We start from the raw sequence: 15,938 nt of genomic DNA, 5'->3' as shown, positions 1-15,938 counted from the left end.
CGTCAGGAACGCTAAGGTTCGACGATGCGGCCGACGGTCGAGGAGATCGGACAGATCGAGTGGTTCCGTCGCCTGGAACCCGGTCACCTCGCCGCGGTCGCCCGCCTCTGCACGGTGGAGACGCTGAGCCGGGAGGCGGTGCTCTACACGTCCGGCCACGCCCCGGACGCGTTCTTCGTGCTCCTGCACGGGCGGGTCGGGGCGTGGCGGGGTCAGCCGACGGATCCCGAGTCGATGCTCTACTTCGTCAGCGACCGCCGGTGCGAGAGCCTGTGCCTGGAGAACGTCGTCGCGGACATCCCGTACTACGCGACGATGCGCGCCCTGGTCGACGGCACGCGGGTGCTGCGCGTCCCGGCGTCCGTGCTGCCCGGGCTCCTCGAGGCCGACCGCGAGCTGGGGATCGCGATCGCCCGCCACATCGCCGAGCGTCTGCAGGCCTTCACCGAGCAGATGGCCGACCTCGGCTCGTTGCCCGTGACCCGCCGGGTGGCCAAGTTCCTGCTCGCCTCGCAGCAGGCCGGCTCCGACCTCGTCGTCATCCCGCTGCGGCAGGCGGAGCTGGCCAGCCGGCTCGGGGCCGCGCGACAGTCGGTGAACCAGGCGCTGGCGGCGATCGCGGCGCGCGACATCGTCGAGCCGGTGGGGCGCGGCGTCTACCACCTGCGTGACCGCCCCGCGCTCGTCGCGCTGGCCCGCGGCGAGCCCGCGCCCGGGCCTGGCTCCCGGGCGCGCGGCGTGGTCGGATCATCCCGTGCCCGCGACGCATGAGATCTCGAACCAGGTGCCCGATCTCGTCGGCCACGACGTCGCGGCCGACCCGCCGCTGCTCGAGGGCCTCGAGCGCGAGGGCGCCGGGTGGGCCCGCGAGGACCTGCACGTCGTCGGCCGGCTCGCGGGCTCGGCCCTCGCGGCGGAGTGGGCCGACGCCGCGCACCGGAACGAGCCCCGGCTGCGCACCCACGACCGCGTCGGGCACCGCGTCGACGAGGTCGACTACGACCCGGCGTACGAGGAGCTGACGCGCGTCGCCGTCGAGCACGGCTTCGCCGGCGCGCCCTGGGCCGACGAGCGCCCGGGGGCCCACGTCGCGCGGGCGGCGGGCTTCCTGACCTGGTCGCAGCTCGAGGCCGGTCACGGCTGCCCGATCTCGATGACCTACGCCGTGCTGCCCGCCCTGCGCGCTGCTCCCGAGCTGCTCGCGACCTACGGACCGGGGCTGACGAGCCGGACCCACGACCCCGGCCTGCGGGTGCCGTCCACCAAGCGGGGCCTGCTCGCCGGCATGGGCATGACCGAGAAGCAGGGCGGCTCGGACGTCCGGGCGAACACGACGAGCGCCGCGCCCTCCGCCGACGGGACCTACCTCCTCACCGGGCACAAGTGGTTCACCAGCGCCCCGATGTGCGATCTCTTCCTGGTGCTGGCGCAGGCGCCCCACGGGCTGACCTGCTTCCTCGTGCCCCGCGTGCTGCCCGACGGCACGCGCAACACGTTCCGCATCCAGCGCCTGAAGGACAAGCTCGGCAACCGGTCGAACGCGTCGAGCGAGCCCGAGTTCGAGGACACCGTCGCCTGGCGGGTCGGCGACGAGGGCCGGGGCGTGCGCACGATCATCGAGATGGTCGCCTGCACGCGGCTGGACAACGCGCTCGGCTCCGCCGCCGGCATGAGGGCGGCGGTGTCGCGCGCGGCGCACCACGCCCGGTACCGGTCGGCGTTCGGACGGACCCTGCTCGAGCAACCGCTGATGCGCGAGGTGCTCGCCGACCTGACCCTCGAGTCCGAGGCCGCGGTGTCGCTGGCGCTGCGGCTGGCCGGGGCGCAGGACCGGGCACCGCGCGACGAGCACGAGGCCGCGTTCCGGCGGATCGGCGTGACGCTCGGGAAGTACTGGATCTGCAAGCGCCAGACCGCCGTGGTCGGCGAGGCCCTCGAGTGCCTCGGCGGCAACGGCTACGTCGAGGACTCGGGGATGCCGCGGCTGTTCCGCGAGTCGCCGCTGAACTCGATCTGGGAGGGCTCGGGGAACGTGAACGCCCTCGACCTGCTGCGTATCCTCGCCCGCGAGCCGGCCTCGCTGGAGGCGTGGCGCGCCGAGGTGTCCGGCGTCGACGACCGGATCGACGCCGGCCGCAAGGAGGTCGAGGCCGACCTCGCCCACGCCGACGAGCGCGACGCCCGGCGCCTCACCGAGCGGATGGCGGTGCTGCTCTCGGGTGCGCTGCTCGTGCGCCACGCGCCGACGGCCGTCGCCGACGCCTACGTGTCCTCCCGCGTCGCCGGCGACCACGGCCAGGCGTTCGGCACGCTCCCCCGCGGTGTCGACGTCGACGCCCTGCTCGCCCGGCTGCCCGACACCTCCAGGAGCGCCTGATGGATCTCATGCCCGGCGTGCGCGCCGCCGAGGTCGACGGACGCATCCGCACCCACTACCTCGAGTCGGGCCCCTCCGACGGCGAGCCCGTGGTGCTCGTGCACGGCAACCTCTCGACCGGTCGGTTCTTCGAGCACCTCATGCCCGGCGCGCCCGAGCGCTACCGGCTGCTGGCCCCGGACATGCGGTGCTTCGGGCGCAGCGAGCCCGCGCCGATCGACGCCACCCGCGGGCTCGGCGACTGGGCCGACGACCTCGAGGGCTTCCTCGACGCGCTCGGCATCGACCGCCCCGTGCACCTCGTCGGGTGGTCCACCGCGGGCGCCGCGATCGCCCTGGTCGCCCGGGCCCGGCGGGTCGCGTCGCTGACGTTCCTCGACCCCGTCTCGCCGTTCGGGTTCGGGGGCGTGTTCCGCGACGGCCGTCCCTGCTGGCCCGACGTCGCGGGCTCCGGCGCGGGCGTGGCCAACCCGGAGTTCGTGCAGCGCCTGCGCGACGCCGACCGCTCCGAGGACAGCCCCCTCTCGCCGCGCAACGTCATGAACGCGACGTACTGGCGCGCCGGGCACCGCGAGCCGCCCGCACGCGAGGACGTGCTCCTCGACGAGATCCTGCTGACCACCATCTCCGACGACGGCTACCCGGGCGACGCCGTGCCCTCGGAGAACTGGCCGGGCGCCGCGCCGGGGACCCGGGGCCTGCTCAACGCCCTGTCGCCGAAGTACTGCGACTGGTCGTGGCTGCCCACGCTCGCCGAGAAGCCGCCGGTGCTCTGGACCCACGGCGGCGCCGACATCGTCGTCGCCGACCACTCGGCGCTGGAGCTCGGCACCCTCGGAGCGGGCGGCGTCGTGCCCGGCTGGCCCGGCGCCGACGTCTTCCCGCCGCAGCCGATGGTCACCCAGATCCGCGATGTCCTCGAGGCCTACCGCGCCGCCGGCGGCCGCGCCGAGATCGAGATCTTCGAGGAATCGGGCCACGGCCCGCACGTCGACGACGCGCAGCGGTGGTCGGCGACGTTCTTCAGCTTCCTGGACTCGGTGCGCTGACGCGCATGTGAGCACTTCGGGGTGCTGGAGCACTCCGAAGTGCTCACATGCGCGAAGCGCACCCGAGGAAGACCTCGACGGCGTGGTCGGCGGTGGCGCCGATCTCGGCGTCCGACGGGGCGGTCGCCGGGACGTGGAACATGCCGTGGTCCAGCGGGCGCCCGAGCACCAGGAAGGCGAAGTCGTCGGCGGCCCGCCGGGGGTCGTCGACGGTGATCAGCCCGACGTCGGCGAGCCGGCCGAACCCGTCGGCGAGGGCCGCCAGGACCCTCGCCGGCGAGCGGTCGTAGTACGCGGCCGCGACCTCGGGGAAGCGGGCGGCCTCGCCGATCACCAGCCGGCGCAGGGCCAGGACCTGCGGGTCCATCACCGCGGCGAGGTAGCGCCGCGCCAAGGCACGCAGCACCGGCGCCACCTCCTGCTTCTCGGAGACGTCGGCGAGGGACGACGTGAGGTCGGCGGCGAAGGCCTCCGCGGTGGCGGCGACGCCGAGCACGATCTCGCGGAACAGGCTCTCCTTGTCCCCGAACCGGCTGTAGACGGTCTGCTTCGACACCGCGGCCGCCGCGGCGATCTGCTCGGTGCTCGTTGCCTGGTAGCCCTGACGGAGGAAGAGCTCCGTCGCGGCGCGGACGATCACCTCTCGCTTCCCCGCAGTCATGTCACCCTCCCGACGAAACTGGACGGTACGGTACCAGGACCACTATCGTGCGCCGGCATGACCGGACCCTCGGGAAGCCCACTGGTCGGGCGCGGTGACGCGGATCGTCACGCCGCGGTGACTCGCTCGCTGCTCGGCTACGGGGTGCTGGCCGGACCGTTCTACCTGGTCGTGGGCCTCGCCCAGGCCCTCACCCGCGACGGCTACGACCTCGCCCGCCACGACCTCAGCCTGCTGGCGAACGGACCGTGGGGCTGGATCCAGATCGTCGACCTCGTCGTCACCGGTCTGATGACGATCGGTGCGGCGGTCGGGATGGGCCGGGCGCTCCGCACCCTGGGCGGCGGTCCCGGCACGGTGTGGGGCCCACGCCTCGTCGCCGGCTACGGGCTGGGGCTCGTCGGCGCCGGCGTGTTCGTCGCCGACCCGATGAACGGCTTCCCGCCCGGCACCCCCGACGGGCCGCCGGCCGTGGTCACCGTCGGCGGGATCGGCCATCTCGTCGTCGGCGGCCTCGGCTTCCTCTGCCTCGTCGCCGGCACGCTGCTCCTCGGACGCCACTTCGGCGGGCAGGGCCGGCCGGGGATGGCGTGGTTCTCCCGCGCCACCGGCGTCCTGTTCCTCGTCGCCTTCGCCGGCATCGCGAGCGGTTCGTCGTCGCCCGTCGTCGTGCTCGGGTTCTGGGCCGGCGTCGTCCTCGTGTGGGTCTGGCTCGCCGTGACCTCGGTCGACCTCTACCGGCGCACGCCGCTGCTGACCCCGGCGCCCTAGCCGAAGACCTGGTCCAGGCCCGTGAGCTTCAGCGCGCGGGCGGGCTGGCCCTGCGCGCCCTGCAGGACGAAGGTGGCGCCGACGTCGCGGGCGCGGGCCTGGGCGCCGAGCAGCACCCGCAGTCCGCAGGAGTCGCAGTAGGTGACGTCGGCGAGGTCGACGACCAGCCCGGACGGCGGTCCCCCGTCGAGCGCGGCGTCGAGCGCCTGCTCGAGGCGGCCGTGGGAGTCGTAGTCGAGGTCGCCGCCGACGGACACGATGGCGTCACTGTCGGTCCGCTCGGTGCGGATGGTCAGGTCGGCCATCACGCCACCGGCGTCGGCAGTCCGCCGTGGGCACCACGCAGCAGCGCCGCGGTGCGGGGCGAGTCGGCCAGCGCGGCGGCGAGCGCGTCGAGCACCGGGCCGACCTCGCCGAGCCGCAGGCCCGTCGGGATCGCCACCGACCCGACCCAGCGCACGAACCCGTCGAACAGGGCCGGGTCGTCGACGAACACGGCGGCGGCCAGGAAGTCGACGAGGTGCCCGAGGTCGTCGGCGAGCTCGTCGGGCACAGCGTCGGCATCGGGACGGACCGCCGCGGCGGCGAGCCGGACGAGCTCGGCGCGACGGGCGTGCAGCACGGCCTGCTCCTCGCGGGCGGTGCGGTCGACGGGGGTCCCCTCGGTCGACTCCTCGCCGAACCAGGGCCCCTCCGGGTCGGCCGCGAGCATCGCGGCGGCGGCGCGGGCGTCGGGCGCCCACCCGTCGGCGCCGACGGCGCGGGCCCAGCGGCCGTCCTCGCCGAACGCCGGCCCGCCGGCGAGCACGGGCGTGCCGGTGGCCCGGCACGCCTCGACCATCCGGCGCGCCGCGGGCAGCCGTGAGGCCAGCGAGCTGGAGATGGCCACGACGTCCGGGCCCGCGCGGTGGACGTGGGTGGCGAGCTGCGCGGCGGGCACCGAGGCGCCGAGGAACTCCACCCGCCAGCCGTGGCGGGTGAGCACCTCGGCGAGCAGCCGCGCCGGCAGGCCGTGCCACTCGCCGTCGAGGCAGGCGACGGCGACGGTGTCCGCCCCGGCGGGCGGGGCCGGGGCGTGCCGCGCGACGGCGGCGACCACGCGTTCGCTGATATGGGTCGCCACGTGCTCCTGGACGACCGTCCACTCCCCCGCGGCCCAGCGCTCGCCGACCTCGCGCTGCGCCGCGGCGACGACGTCGAGCAGCACGACCTCGGGATCGACGCCGGCGTCGAGCGCACCGACGGCCACCGCGACCGCGCCGGCCTCGTCGGAGACGGCGACGCGCTCGAGGTAGGCGATGCGCAGGTCGTCGGCGGTGGTCACGCGGGCGCCTGGATCGCCAGGAGGGCGACGTCGTCGTGGTCGTGGCCGTCGAGCCACTCCACGACGGTCTGCTCGAGGTACTCGCACACCACCGCGGCCGGCGCGCCGGCGCAGGCGGGCAGGGCCGCGGCCAGGCGCTCCTCGCCGAAGAAGTCGCCGGGGCCGCGTGCCTCGACCACGCCGTCGCTGTAGAGCAGGCAGGTGTCGCCGGGGCCGAGCAGCACCTCGGCCTCGCCGAACCGGGCCTCGCGCAGGCCACCCACGAGCATCCCGGCCACCGGCACCGTCTCGACACCCCCGTCGGCGCGCAGCACCAGCGGCGGCGGGTGCCCGCCCGTGGCGAGCCGCAGCGCGACCGAGCCGTCATCCTGCGGCCGGGCGTCGCCGAGCACCATCGTCGCGAAGCGCGGCCCCTCGTCGCGGGTGGCGACGGCGTCGAGCAGCGCGGTGTTGAGCAGCGGCAGCAGGCGGGCCGGGCGGTCCTCGAGCAGGCGCAGCGCGTGCCACGACTGGCGTACCCGGCCGGAGAGCACCGCAGCCTCGATCCCCTTGCCGCACACGTCGCCGAGCAGGAAGGCCGACCGACCCTCCTCGCCCCGCGGCCCCACGACCTCGTAGAAGTCGCCGCCGACCCGCATCGTCTCGCGGGCCGGCCGGTAGGCGGCGCCCCACACGACGCCGTCGGTCTCGGGCAGGCGCGGGGCGGCCAGGCTCTCCTGGAGGACCGCGCCGAGGTGGGCCTGCTCCTCGTGCAGCGCCGCGGCCGCGAGGGCGGCACCGGCGCGAGCGACGTAGGAGGAGAGCAGGTCCTCCTCGGGGTCGGTCACGTCGCCGCCGGCCGCACGCGGGCCGGCGAGGACCACGAGCGCGTCGACGACCCCGGTGACCGGCACCGGGCAGGCGCGCAGAGGGGCCCCCGAGCCCGGGGCGTCGAGGCCGGTCAGCGTCGCGAGCTCCTCGGCGAGCCACGGGTCGACGTCGACGCCGCCGCCCTCGTCGGCCAGCGCCGCGGCGACGCGCGGGACCCGGGTCAGCGCGGACGCGGCGGCGTGCCCCAGGCGCGGGCGGCCACCGCCGAGCTCCGTGGCCGCCCAGATGACCTGGTCGTCGTGGCGCATCACGAGCACGGCCCCCGCGGCCAGGCGCGGCACGGCCAGGGCGACGACGCGGCGGGCCGTCCGGTCGAGGTGCAGGACGCCGTGCAGCGCGCGCCCGGCCTCGGCGAGGAACGCGGCGCGCTCCTGGGCGGCGAGCAGGGTGTCGGTGCGGGCGTGCTCGCCGGTGACGTCGCGCAGGAACCAGGTGGAGTCGCCCTCGCCGGGCTCCGGCGGCGGGGGCGGCGTGGGCCCGAGCACCGGGCCACGGCGGCCGCGCACGTGGCGCTCGCCCTCGGGGTGCTCGACGACGGCCTCGAAGCTGCCCGTCCCCGGGCCCTCGCCGTGAACGGCGCGGGCGAGGACCTCGCAGCGGGCGACGTCGACGACCTCGCCGACGCGCAGGTCGGGCAGCAGGTCACGGGCGGCGGCGTTGGCCGCGCGCACGACGCCGGCGCGGTCGCAGACGACGACGCCCTCGTCGAGCCCGTCGATCAGACCCGGGCCGACGGCGGTCGGCGGAACGGGGGCCGGGGCCGTTGAGGGGGTGTCGTCCGCGGTGGTGCCCACGTCGGCGACGCAGGTGGGGACGCCGTGACGTCCGTCCATCGCCGTCGCCTCCCTCCGTGACGGTCCCGAAGACCCTAATGGACGCCGATCACCCCCGGCCTGACTCACGCGCGACGGCACGACGAACCGTCGGCGAGGAGAGGACGAGCGGCGGGCAGACGGAGATCGTCGGGGACCGCCACCCGATCGCGCAGGGCGACCGACCGGTGACGCGACGTCGCCGCGCGGCGTCCGGTGTGACACGCGGGCTCGGCGTGGGTACCGGCCCGCCATGAGCATCCACCTCGAGCAGGCCCAGAGCATCGTGTCCGCCGCGCTCGCCCACGCCCGGGCGCAGGGCTTCAAGCCGCTCACCGTCGTCGTGCTCGACCCCGGGGGCGCGCCGGTGGCACTCGGTCGCGAGGACGGGTCGGGCTTCCTGCGCCCCGACGTGGCGACCGCCAAGGCCTACGGGGTGCTCGGCCTGGGCATGGACAGCCGGGCCATCGCGGCGCGGGCGGCGGACTCGGCGGAGTTCTTCACCTCGGTCGCCTCGCTGACCGGCGGCAAGGTGTTCTCGGTGCCCGGCGGGGTGTTCATCCACGACGAGGCGGGCGAGCTGCTCGGCGCGGCCGGGGCCAGCGGCGACGCGTCCCTGGCCGACGAGGAGGCCGTGGTCGCGGGCATCCGCGCCGCGGGCCTGGTCCCGCGCACGGGCGCGGAGTAGCCCCCAGGTGCGTGATCTTCTGAGCTCTCGGAAGATCACGCACGTCAGGGCTCGAGCACCGTGCCGAGGTCGCGGGCCAGGGCGGCGTCGTGCACGTCGGCGGCGAGGGCGACGTCGAGGACGCCCATGCCGAAGGGGTTGCTCAGGACGACGTCGGTCGCCTCCGCGCGCCCCGGGTGCCGGCCCGCGACCACGTCGGCGAGCGTCGCGTCCACGGCGCGCGCCCCCGGCCGCGACTCCCCCGGCCCGCACAGCGTGCCCTCGCGCAGCATCCGGCCGAACAGCCGGCGGTCGTCGGCGGCGATGAGGGGCCAGTCGTCGACGACGACCAGGTCGGCGCCGGTCACGACCTCGGGCAGCACGTCGTCGAGGGACACGTGCGCCACGAGCGCACCGGGCGCGAGCCAGTCGAGCGCGATGTAGCCGGTGGTGGTCGTGGTCGTGCAGACGACGAGCCCCGCCCCCTCGACGGCGGTGCGCGGGTCGTCGCTCACCTCCGCCCGCCGCAGCGCGGCCAGCGAGCGCGCCCGGGCGGGGTCCTGGTCGTACACCACCACCGAGGCGTCCGGGTACTCGCCGCGCAGCAGGTCGAGGTGGGACTCGGCGAGCGCGCCGCAGCCGAGCACCGCGATCCGGTCGAGCCCGGGCGCGGCGAGCCGGCGGGCCGAGAGCACCGTGTAGGCCGCGGTCCGGGTCGCCGAGATCCACGCGGCCGACAGCATGGCCACCGGGCGGGCGGTGTCCGGGTCGAACAGGAACGTCCAGCCCTGCGCGCGGGGCAGCCCCCGCGACGGGTTGTCGAGGCTCGAGTTGATCACCTTGAGGCCCACGGCCGGTCGGTCGCCCCACACCGCGCCGGGCAGCGCGAGGCTGCGGGCGAAGGCACCGGACGCCGTGTGCCACGGGAGGTAGGCCTCGTCGGGGAGGGTCGTCGCGCCGCGGGCGTGCAGGAGCAGCGTCGCCTCCACGCTCGCGACGGGGTCGACGTCCACCGCCGCGGCCAGCACGTCGTCGCGGCGCAGGACGCGCAGGGCCGGTTCGGAGCTCGGGGTCGCCACGACCGTCGATCCTCCCCGCCCGCGCCGGCCCCGTCACGCACCAGCCCGTCACGCACCAGCCCCGTCACGCACCAGCCCCGTCACGCATCAGCCCCGTGAGCGAAGTTCGGGGCTATAGCCCCGAACTTCGCTCACGTGCGCCGTTCGGCCCAACCGCAGGAGCGCCGTCCGGCCTCTTTCCGTCCGGACCCGGGCGAGTCGGGCATCGGACCGGGCACAGTGCGTCACGACCTGTGGAGGAGGTGGCGAGGTCCGGTGACGGGCGGAGGCGGCGGGCTGCATCGTGGACGCGTCACGGGCGGGCCCGGCACGGGCGCGCACTGGTGGGGCGGCCGGGGCCCGGCAGGCGGCGGCACCCACGCGGCGCGGGTCGGCGGCCGGCGGGGCGTGCTGCTGATCGCCCTGCTCGCGGTGCTGCTCCTGGGCGGGGTGGCCGTCGCCGTGGCACTGACGCGGACGTCGAGCACGCCCTCCCCGGCCGCGGCGACGCCCGGCGCGCCGCCCCCCGGGACGTCCACCACCTCCCGCGCCGCGGGCGCCCCCGACGTCGCCGTGCTCCAGGCGACGATCGACGAGGTCCTCGTCGCGACGCCCCTGCGCTTCCCCGCCGACAGCGCCACGCCGAACGCCGCGGCGACGGAGGCGGTCGACCGGATCGCCGCCGTGCTGAAGGCGAGTCCCGGGCCGGCGGTGACCGTCGAGGGCCACACCGCGCCCACCGGCGACGACACCGGGGACGCGCAGACGCTCTCGCAGCAACGCGCGGAGGACATCGTGCGCCGGTTGGAGGCCGCCGGGGTGCCCGCCGGGAGCCTCACGGCCGTCGGCGTCGGCCCGCGGGACCCGCTCGGGTCGCTCGAGGCCAGCCGGCGGGTGGAGCTGCGCGTGGGATAGGTGGCCGGTCACGTCGGTGATCCCGGCCGCTGCGAGACCCGGAGTGACCATCAAGCCCCGCCGGACAGAGCCCGCAAACCCACCGACGGGGTTTGTCGATCCCTCGGATCACCCACCTCTGAGGCCGACACGTGGGGGACACCCCGCCGGACACAGCGGAGGCAGGCCGATGAGCCAGGACACGAGCGACCAGGCCGAGGACCAGCAGGACCAGCAGGACCCGGACGCCGGCCACGAGGGTCAGCCCATCACCCTGACGCTCGGGAACCAGGAGCTCGTGCTGAGGCAGCGCTTCGAGCTGCTCAGCATCATCAACGACATCGGGATCTTCATCTTCTTCACCGTCGGCAGCGTCGCCTTCTACTGGCACGAGCTCTTCAACGTCGGCGTCACGCTGTTCGTCATCGGCAGCGTCCAGCTCGGCATCCGGCCGCTGATCCGGCTCACCCGGCGTGTCCAGCTCCGCAGCCTCACCAGGGGCACGCCGAACGAGGTGGCACGGGACTTCTGACGGGCGCGACCGGAGTGCCCGTGAACGGGGACGTCGGAGCCCCGGGTCGAGCGAGCAGCCCGGAGCACCACTGCCACCGGTTCCTCGTCCAGCTCACCTCGGAGGGCTCGAGCTGACCGACGACGTGCGTGGTCGTCCCGGGCACGACCGGGACGACCACGCACGTGGTCAGCGGCGCAGGATCTCGTCGTCGATCTCGTGGTGGTAGACGGCGGCGCTGCGGTCGAGCGTGGTCACCAGGCGCTGCCACCAGGGCTGCTCGGGAAGCATGTGACCCGGCTCGGGCGGCGCATCCCCCGGCGTCGGCAGCAGGCGGTCGAGCAGGGCGAGCGCTTCCCCGACGTGGCTACCGACACCGCGACGGCGGTTTGCGCCGCTGCTCACCGGATAGCCCTCACGCAACGGGTTGAGCAGCTCAGCCCCGTCCAGCGGTCCGTCCGCCACCCCCGTCACGACATCGGCGGTGATCCCGCGGCGCTCTGACGTGTCCTGACTCGAGGGAGCCCCCATGAGCACACGCAACACCGTCCTGCACGCCATGCACGACGTCGGCCTCGCCGCCTGGTTCGGTGGCTCGTTGTTCGGCCTCGCCGGCCTCAACGCCGCGGCCGAGGAGTCGGGCGACCGCCGCACGGCCGACCGCGTCTCGAGCATCGGCTGGGCCAAGTGGAGCCCGGTGAACGCCCTCGCCATCGGCGCGCACGTCATCGGCGGCGCCGGCCTGCTCGCGGCGAACCGCAAGCGGGCGGTGGCCCAGAAGGGTCACGCGGGCACCGTCAACGCCAAGCTGGCGCTGACCGTGGCCGCCCTCGCCGCGTCGGGCTACACGCGCCTCGTCGGCAAGAAGGTCGAGGACGCCGTGGTCCACCAGGCGAACGACGTCTCGTCGTCGACCACCTCGCCGGTGCCGTCGGGCACCGCCAAGCAGGGCGGGGCGAGCGACGCGACCGAAGCCGTCCGCGAGGCCGACAAGCGCATCGGGCAGTCCGTCAGCGCCGCGGCCGAGTCGCTGCCCGTCGACGTCGCCCGCGCCAACCGGCAGCTGCACGCCCTGCAGTACGCGATCCCGGCGCTCACCGGTGCGATCGTCGTGCTCTCCGCGCAGGCCAGCGAGCAGCAGCGTCCCGGCGACCAGCTCCGCGGCATCGCCCGCCGGGCCTCCGAGGCCGTCAGCGGCATCGGCGCGGCCGTCGCCGCCTGACCCACTCCAGCACTCAGCAACCCAGCAACCCACCTCCGGCCGGGACCGCCTCGCGCGGTCCGGCCGGTGGTGTGTCTCAGCCCGGCCGCACGACCGCCTTGATGGCCTCGGGGTCGTGGCGGGCCGCGAGCAGCGCGTCGACCGCGCCGTCGAGGTCGTGGTGCGAGGTCACCATGTCGTCGAGCCGCACGGCTCCGGACGCGGCGAGGGCGATCGCGGCCGGGTAGACGTGGGCGTACCGGAACACGCCCTTGAGCACGAGCTCGCGGGACTGGACGACATCGAGGGGCAGCGTGACCTGCGCGCCCGTGCCGACCAGCACGACGGTCGCGGCCGGGGCGGTCGCGGCGACCGCGAGGTCCACGGCCGGCTGCACCCCGCTGCACTCGAGCACGACGTCGACCGGCGGCACGTCCTCCGCGGCCTGCACGGACGGGTCGAGCACGGCGTCGGCCCCGAAGTCGGGCGCGACCGCCCGCCGGCGCTCCACCGGGTCGGACACCGTCACGTGCCCCGCGCCGCGGGCCCGCGCCACCTGCAGGCACAGCAGGCCCACCGGTCCGCCGCCGGTGACGAGCACCCGCGTCCCCGGCCCGATGTCGGCCTTGCCCGCCGCGTGCACGGCGACGGCGAGCGGCTCGATCATCGCGGCGGCGTCGTCGGAGAGCGCGTCGGGCACCGGGTGTGCCCTGGTGGCGGGCACCACGACGTACTGCGCGAACGACCCGTCGACCGGGGGCGTCGCGAAGAACGCGATGTGCGGGCAGAGGTGGTAGCGCCCGCGGACGCACTGCTCGCAGCGACCGCAGTTGCGCTGCGGCTCGACGGCCACCCGCGTCCCGACGACCGGCTCCTCGACGCCATCGCCGACGGCGCTCACGACGCCCGACGTCTCGTGACCCAGCACCAGCGGGGCGTGCATGACGAACCCGCCGATGCGCCCGTGGTCGTAGTAGTGCACGTCCGAGCCGCACACGCTCACGGCGCGGACGGCGACCTGCACCTCGCCCGGGCCCGGCGTCGGCACCGGCCGGGTCTCGACGGTCATGTGCTCGGGCTCCTGGAGCACGGCCACGCGCTGCTGGTCGCTCATGGGCCCCGTCCTACACGGCCGTCGGGGCTCAGTCGACGGCCGCGCGGACCTTCCGGGCCGGCGTGAAGATCCGGAGGTCGAGCAGACCCGGCGGGTCGGCCACCCCGGGCCCGCCGGCCTCCACCCACGCGACGACCTCCGCCTCGGTCTCGTCGTCGAGCACGCCGAAGAGCCACACCGGGCGCGCGCCGGCGGCGCGACCGGCCGCCGAGGGCGACACCACGACGACGTTGGAGTAGGCGCAGGCGTCGAGGCAGTCGCTGACCCGGACGCGGCCGGGGGCGCCGCGGAAGCGCTCGAGCTGGGCGCGGTGATCGACTCCGGGGTGCTTGCGCGAGGTGCCGCAACAGCAGTCGCGGCAGACGGTCAGGGTCGGTCCGGCGCTCATCGAGCGGGAACGCTAGCCGCTGGGGCGGTCAGCGCCAGGTCGATGTGAGGCACGCCAGGCGCCCGCCTGCGGTGCCGGCCTGGCCCGGGGCGGTCGCCGTCATCTCCTTCTCGTGCACGACGACCGAGGCCGGGGCGCGGTCGGGGAACGCGAACGGCACGGTGGCCGTCGCCGTCCCGGCACCCTCGGCGTCGGTGCTCAGGTCCAACCAGACCTCGTTCTGCGGGTTGGCGTAGGCGGGGTCGGACGACGGGGCCTGCGGGGTCGCGGCCGGGTCGACGCGGTTCTGGAAGTGCGGGCCTGCGTCGTTGCCGGTCGGCCCGCACGGGCGGACGTGCGCGTGCACGGCGTAGCCGCGGTCCGGGAGCATTCCCGTGACGCGGAAGGTCGCCGTCGTCGACCCGTCGCCGGGGACCACCTCGAGGGCAACCTGCGCCCCTTCGGGCGCGGTGGCCGGCGCGTAGGTCATCGCGGGGCCGCCCTGGGCCGGCGTGGCGAGGACGCCCTCGGTGACGAGCGGGCCCGCCGCGTCCGCGGATCCGGAACAGGCGGCGACGAGGGAGGCTCCGCCGACGAGCAGGGCGAGACGGGCGAGACGGGCGATCGGGCGCGACACGGGACGATCCTGGCACGCTGTGTGTCCGCGCTCTCACTCGGTGTGTCCGGTCGCGTCCCGTCGACCTCTCCGACGGACGCCCGACGGCGGTTACCGTGGGCCGACCGACCCGACGAAGGGGCGCGCCATGAGCACCACCGCCGTACCTCCGGCCGCGACACCGGCTCCCGTCGTGGGGGCGCTCCTGGCGGCGCTGCCCGCCGGTCGCGTGCTCGACGACCCCGACGTGCTGGCGAGCTACGCCCACGACGACGCGGAGTGGGCGCCGCACGCGGTGCCCGCGGCGGTCGCGCGCCCGCGCACCGCCGAGGAGGCCCAGGCCGTCGTGCGCGCCTGTCTGGAGCACCGCGCACCGCTGGTGCCGCGCGGCGCCGGCACCGGCCTGTCGGGCGGGGCGAACGCGAGCGAGGGCGCCGTGGTGCTCTCCACCGAGCACATGACCGACATCGTGGAGATCGACGGCTCCGAGCGCCTCGCGGTCGTGCAGCCCGGTGTCGTCAACGACGACCTCCGCGCCGCCTGCGCCGAGAGCGGGCTCTGGTACCCGCCGGACCCCGCGAGCTCGCCCTGGTCGACGATCGGCGGCAACGTCGCCACGAACGCCGGCGGGGTGTGCTGCGTCAAGTACGGCGTCACCCGCGACTACGTGCTCGGCATGCAGATCGTCAACGGGCTCGGCGAGCTGGTGCGCCTGGGCCGGCGTACCGCCAAGGGCGTCGCGGGGCTCGACCTCGCCGGGCTGATGGTCGGGTCCGAGGGCACGCTCGGGGTGATCACCGAGGTCACCGTCAAGCTGCGCCCGGCCCGCGCCCCCGAGCACACGGTCGCGGGCTACTTCGACTCCGTCGTCGACGCCGGCCGCGCCGTCGCCGCGATCACCGCGGCCGGGCTCACGCCGTCGGCGCTCGAGCTGGTCGACCGCACCTGCCTCGAGGCCGTCGACGCCTGGAAGAACATGGGTCTGGCCGCCGAGGCCGACGTCGTGCTGCTCGGGCGTTCCGACGCCCCCGGGGCGGCGGGCGACGCCGAGGCGGCCGAGATGCTGGCGCACTTCGAGGCGGCGGGCGCGACGTTCGCCGCGCAGGCCGCCGACCCCGAGGAGGCCGACGCGCTCTTCGCCGCCCGCCGGCTGGCGTACCCGGCCCTCGAGCGCCTCGGCCCGGTGCTCACCGAGGACGTCTGCGTGCCCCGGGCCGCGGTGCCCGAGATGCTCGGTCGCATCCAGGACATCGGGCGGCGCTACGAGACCACGATCGCCAACATCGCCCACGCCGGCGACGGGAACCTGCACCCGCTGCTGATCACCCCGGTCGGCGACGAGCCGGCGCGGCGGCGCGCCCAGGCCGCGTTCGAGGAGATCCTCGCGGACGCGTTGTCGCTCGGGGGCACGGTCACCGGCGAGCACGGCGTCGGGCTGCTCAAGCGCGAGGGGCTCCAGCGCGAGCAGAGCCCCGAGGTGCTGGCGATGCAGGGCGCGGTCAAGGCCGCCCTCGACCCGCACGGCATCCTCAACCCGGGCAAGGTCCTGTGAGCGTGGGTGCACGGGTCCGATGCGGCAGGGGCGACGGCACCGGGCGCTGAGTACCCACGGCGTGTCGCGCTCGCGACCATGTGGCGATCCTGAC

The 15,938-nt window shown here is 75.7% G+C and carries 18 protein-coding genes; 9 read left to right on the top strand and 9 right to left on the bottom strand.

Going from position 1 to position 15,938, the window contains the following annotated elements; translation table 11 throughout:
* Positions 1 to 24: 24 nt before the first annotated feature.
* From PH189_RS05995 to PH189_RS05985, 3 genes are read left to right on the top strand one after another with little or no spacing between them, the layout of a single operon-like run.
* Positions 25 to 771, top strand: coding sequence for a Crp/Fnr family transcriptional regulator (locus tag PH189_RS05995; RefSeq protein WP_274187845.1), 747 nt, complete (start codon positions 25 to 27; stop codon positions 769 to 771).
* A complete protein-coding gene (locus PH189_RS05990) occupies positions 755 to 2,377 on the top strand; it encodes an acyl-CoA dehydrogenase family protein (RefSeq protein ID WP_274187844.1) in 1,623 nt (540 codons plus the stop codon). The genes PH189_RS05995 and PH189_RS05990 overlap by 17 nt, the downstream gene beginning before the upstream one ends.
* Positions 2,377 to 3,426: an alpha/beta hydrolase gene (locus PH189_RS05985; RefSeq protein WP_274187843.1), complete on the top strand. Its 1,050-nt coding sequence runs from the start codon at positions 2,377 to 2,379 to the stop codon at positions 3,424 to 3,426. Before PH189_RS05990 ends, PH189_RS05985 begins: the two co-directional genes overlap by 1 nt.
* A gap of 43 nt (positions 3,427 to 3,469) precedes the next feature.
* On the opposite strand, the gene PH189_RS05980 is transcribed toward PH189_RS05985, so the two are convergent.
* Positions 3,470 to 4,087, bottom strand: a complete 618-nt coding sequence (locus PH189_RS05980; protein WP_274187842.1) for a TetR/AcrR family transcriptional regulator — start codon at positions 4,085 to 4,087, stop codon at positions 3,470 to 3,472.
* A 57-nt stretch (positions 4,088 to 4,144) separates the two neighbouring features.
* Between PH189_RS05980 and PH189_RS05975 the strand changes: the two genes are divergently transcribed.
* A complete protein-coding gene (locus tag PH189_RS05975) occupies positions 4,145 to 4,858 on the top strand; it encodes a DUF998 domain-containing protein (RefSeq protein ID WP_274187841.1) in 714 nt (237 codons plus the stop codon).
* Here the strand turns inward: PH189_RS05975 and PH189_RS05970 are convergent.
* The 3 genes from PH189_RS05970 to PH189_RS05960 are packed head-to-tail and all read right to left on the bottom strand — an operon-like array spanning position 4,855 to position 7,885.
* The gene (locus PH189_RS05970; protein WP_274187840.1) at positions 4,855 to 5,163 is read right to left on the bottom strand and encodes an STAS domain-containing protein; all 309 of its coding nucleotides are present in this window, start codon (positions 5,161 to 5,163) and stop codon (positions 4,855 to 4,857) included. The two genes, PH189_RS05975 and PH189_RS05970, sit on opposite strands and share 4 nt — an antisense overlap.
* Entirely contained in the window at positions 5,163 to 6,182 is a 1,020-nt protein-coding gene (locus PH189_RS05965; RefSeq protein WP_274187839.1) for a cobalamin B12-binding domain-containing protein, read from the bottom strand. Before PH189_RS05965 ends, PH189_RS05970 begins: the two co-directional genes overlap by 1 nt.
* A complete protein-coding gene (locus PH189_RS05960) occupies positions 6,179 to 7,885 on the bottom strand; it encodes a PP2C family protein-serine/threonine phosphatase (protein WP_274187838.1) in 1,707 nt (568 codons plus the stop codon). The genes PH189_RS05965 and PH189_RS05960 overlap by 4 nt, the downstream gene beginning before the upstream one ends.
* A 232-nt stretch (positions 7,886 to 8,117) precedes the next feature.
* Between PH189_RS05960 and PH189_RS05955 the strand changes: the two genes are divergently transcribed.
* Complete coding sequence (locus tag PH189_RS05955) at positions 8,118 to 8,552, top strand: GlcG/HbpS family heme-binding protein (RefSeq protein WP_274187837.1); 435 nt, start codon at positions 8,118 to 8,120, stop codon at positions 8,550 to 8,552.
* 44 nt (positions 8,553 to 8,596) lie between these two features.
* On the opposite strand, the gene PH189_RS05950 is transcribed toward PH189_RS05955, so the two are convergent.
* The gene (locus tag PH189_RS05950) at positions 8,597 to 9,610 is read right to left on the bottom strand and encodes an ornithine cyclodeaminase (protein WP_274187836.1); all 1,014 of its coding nucleotides are present in this window, start codon (positions 9,608 to 9,610) and stop codon (positions 8,597 to 8,599) included.
* Between the two features lie 255 nt (positions 9,611 to 9,865).
* Between PH189_RS05950 and PH189_RS05945 the strand changes: the two genes are divergently transcribed.
* Positions 9,866 to 10,504: an OmpA family protein gene (locus PH189_RS05945; RefSeq protein WP_274187835.1), complete on the top strand. Its 639-nt coding sequence runs from the start codon at positions 9,866 to 9,868 to the stop codon at positions 10,502 to 10,504.
* A gap of 169 nt (positions 10,505 to 10,673) precedes the next feature.
* Positions 10,674 to 11,015: a YrhK family protein gene (locus PH189_RS05940; protein ID WP_274187834.1), complete on the top strand. Its 342-nt coding sequence runs from the start codon at positions 10,674 to 10,676 to the stop codon at positions 11,013 to 11,015.
* A gap of 168 nt (positions 11,016 to 11,183) precedes the next feature.
* On the opposite strand, the gene PH189_RS05935 is transcribed toward PH189_RS05940, so the two are convergent.
* The gene (locus PH189_RS05935) at positions 11,184 to 11,468 is read right to left on the bottom strand and encodes a hypothetical protein (RefSeq protein ID WP_274187833.1); all 285 of its coding nucleotides are present in this window, start codon (positions 11,466 to 11,468) and stop codon (positions 11,184 to 11,186) included.
* 55 nt (positions 11,469 to 11,523) lie between these two features.
* On the opposite strand from PH189_RS05935, the gene PH189_RS05930 reads away from it, so the two are divergent.
* Positions 11,524 to 12,216: a hypothetical protein gene (locus PH189_RS05930; RefSeq protein WP_274187832.1), complete on the top strand. Its 693-nt coding sequence runs from the start codon at positions 11,524 to 11,526 to the stop codon at positions 12,214 to 12,216.
* Positions 12,217 to 12,292: 76 nt separating this feature from the next.
* Here PH189_RS05930 and PH189_RS05925 read toward each other — a convergent pair whose 3' ends face one another.
* The 3 genes from PH189_RS05925 to PH189_RS05915 are packed head-to-tail and all read right to left on the bottom strand — an operon-like array spanning position 12,293 to position 14,313.
* Positions 12,293 to 13,309 carry an NAD(P)-dependent alcohol dehydrogenase gene (locus PH189_RS05925; RefSeq protein WP_274187831.1) on the bottom strand — a complete coding sequence of 339 codons (1,017 nt, stop codon included), beginning with the start codon at positions 13,307 to 13,309 and terminating at the stop codon, positions 12,293 to 12,295.
* Between the two features lie 28 nt (positions 13,310 to 13,337).
* A complete protein-coding gene (locus PH189_RS05920) occupies positions 13,338 to 13,697 on the bottom strand; it encodes a hypothetical protein (RefSeq protein ID WP_274187830.1) in 360 nt (119 codons plus the stop codon).
* A gap of 28 nt (positions 13,698 to 13,725) precedes the next feature.
* A complete protein-coding gene (locus tag PH189_RS05915) occupies positions 13,726 to 14,313 on the bottom strand; it encodes a superoxide dismutase (RefSeq protein ID WP_274187829.1) in 588 nt (195 codons plus the stop codon).
* A 127-nt stretch (positions 14,314 to 14,440) separates the two neighbouring features.
* Between PH189_RS05915 and PH189_RS05910 the strand changes: the two genes are divergently transcribed.
* On the top strand, positions 14,441 to 15,844 hold the full coding sequence (locus tag PH189_RS05910; RefSeq protein WP_274187828.1) for an FAD-binding oxidoreductase: 1,404 nt from the start codon (positions 14,441 to 14,443) through the stop codon (positions 15,842 to 15,844).
* The last annotated feature ends 94 nt before the right edge of the window (positions 15,845 to 15,938 follow it).

The organism is Actinomycetospora chibensis (assembly GCF_028737215.1).
Classification (GTDB): Bacteria; Actinomycetota; Actinomycetes; order Mycobacteriales; family Pseudonocardiaceae; genus Actinomycetospora; species Actinomycetospora chibensis.
The sequence above is the reverse complement of the archived record's forward strand: the minus strand, read 5'-3'. Positions and strand labels throughout refer to the sequence as shown.

What these genes read in the sequence shown, in the direction of transcription:
- PH189_RS05970 (WP_274187840.1), bottom strand. Translation starts at nt 5,163, where the DNA reads ATGGCCGACCTGACCATCCGCACCGAGCGGACCGACAGTGACGCCATC.
- PH189_RS05980 (WP_274187842.1), bottom strand. Translation starts at nt 4,087, where the DNA reads ATGACTGCGGGGAAGCGAGAGGTGATCGTCCGCGCCGCGACGGAGCTC.
- PH189_RS05985 (WP_274187843.1), top strand. Translation starts at nt 2,377, where the DNA reads ATGGATCTCATGCCCGGCGTGCGCGCCGCCGAGGTCGACGGACGCATC.
- PH189_RS05920 (WP_274187830.1), bottom strand. Translation starts at nt 13,697, where the DNA reads ATGAGCGCCGGACCGACCCTGACCGTCTGCCGCGACTGCTGTTGCGGC.
- PH189_RS05955 (WP_274187837.1), top strand. Translation starts at nt 8,118, where the DNA reads ATGAGCATCCACCTCGAGCAGGCCCAGAGCATCGTGTCCGCCGCGCTC.
- PH189_RS05910 (WP_274187828.1), top strand. Translation starts at nt 14,441, where the DNA reads ATGAGCACCACCGCCGTACCTCCGGCCGCGACACCGGCTCCCGTCGTG.
- PH189_RS05975 (WP_274187841.1), top strand. Translation starts at nt 4,145, where the DNA reads ATGACCGGACCCTCGGGAAGCCCACTGGTCGGGCGCGGTGACGCGGAT.
- PH189_RS05960 (WP_274187838.1), bottom strand. Translation starts at nt 7,885, where the DNA reads ATGGACGGACGTCACGGCGTCCCCACCTGCGTCGCCGACGTGGGCACC.
- PH189_RS05930 (WP_274187832.1), top strand. Translation starts at nt 11,524, where the DNA reads ATGAGCACACGCAACACCGTCCTGCACGCCATGCACGACGTCGGCCTC.
- PH189_RS05940 (WP_274187834.1), top strand. Translation starts at nt 10,674, where the DNA reads ATGAGCCAGGACACGAGCGACCAGGCCGAGGACCAGCAGGACCAGCAG.
- PH189_RS05995 (WP_274187845.1), top strand. Translation starts at nt 25, where the DNA reads ATGCGGCCGACGGTCGAGGAGATCGGACAGATCGAGTGGTTCCGTCGC.
- PH189_RS05925 (WP_274187831.1), bottom strand. Translation starts at nt 13,309, where the DNA reads ATGAGCGACCAGCAGCGCGTGGCCGTGCTCCAGGAGCCCGAGCACATG.